General features: G+C 72.2%; 1 protein-coding gene. It reads left to right on the plus strand.

Annotated features, from left to right (window positions below; all coding sequences use genetic code 11):
• Window positions 1-246: 246 nt before the first annotated feature.
• A partial coding sequence (locus tag G6026_RS14605) for a glutamate-1-semialdehyde 2,1-aminomutase (RefSeq protein ID WP_182613608.1) occupies window positions 247-1,176 on the plus strand: 930 nt, incomplete at its 3' end.

Raw genomic sequence — 1,176 nt, forward strand, 5'->3', positions numbered from 1 at the left:
GCGGTGCCGGTTCCGGTGATCCCGGCGCCGGGCCCGCTGCCCACCCCGCAGGACCTGCATGAGCAGGCCGAGAAGGCGCTCCAGGACGTGGCCGGACAGGTCGAGACCGCCGTCAAGGCGGTGTTCGCGCCGCACGCCCAGCCCGCCGCGCCGCAGGGCTGACACCGCGAGGGGGTGCTCGGGAGCGGTCTTTGAGACACTGGACGGGTGACGTCTGCGAGCGATGCCTTCCCGACCCCGTCCGGCCTGTCCGGCACCACCCGATCGGCCGAGCTCTTCGCCGAGGCCCGCGAGCTGATCCCCGGCGGGGTCAACTCCCCGGTCCGCGCCTTCAACTCCGTGGGCGGCACCCCGCGCTTCATCCGTGAAGCGCGGGGTTCGCGCATGACGGACGTCGACGGCAACACCTACATCGACCTGGTGAGCTCGTGGGGGCCGATGATCCACGGCCACGCCCACCCCGCGATCGTCGACGCCGTGCAGTCGACCGCCGCCCGCGGGCTGAGCTTCGGCACCCCGACCGAGGGCGAGATCGAGCTGGCGCGCGAGATCGTGGGTCGGACCTCTGTCGAGGAGGTGCGCCTGGTCAACTCCGGCACAGAGGCCACCATGAGCGCGGTGCGCCTTGCTCGCGGGTTCACCGGCCGGTCCAAGGTGGTCAAGTTCTCCGGCTGCTACCACGGTCATGTGGACGCCCTGCTGGCCGACGCCGGATCGGGTCTCGCGACGTTCGCCCTGCCGGACTCGCCCGGTGTGACCGGAGCGACCGCTCACGACACGATCGTGCTGCCGTACAACGACATCGAGGCGGTCCGCGTGGTGTTCGCCACCCACGGCAGCGAGATCGCCTGCGTGATCACCGAGGCCGCCGCCGGCAACATGGGTACCGTCCCGCCGCTGCCCGGTTTCAACGAGGAGCTGCGCACCCTGTGCTCCGACAACGGCGCGCTGTTGGTGATGGACGAGGTCATGACCGGCTTCCGGGCCGGGGAACGTGGCTGGTGGGGCATCGACGGCGTGGCCGGCGACCTGACCACGTTCGGCAAGGTCATGTCCGGCGGGCTGCCCGCCGCCGCGTTCGGGGGCCGCGCCGACGTGATGTCCTCGCTCGCCCCCGCCGGGCCGGTGTACCAGGCGGGCACGCTGTCGGGGAACCCGGTCGCGGTGGCGGCTGGA

Source organism: Dietzia sp. DQ11-38-2 (assembly GCF_014145055.1).
Classification (GTDB): domain Bacteria; phylum Actinomycetota; class Actinomycetes; order Mycobacteriales; family Mycobacteriaceae; genus Dietzia.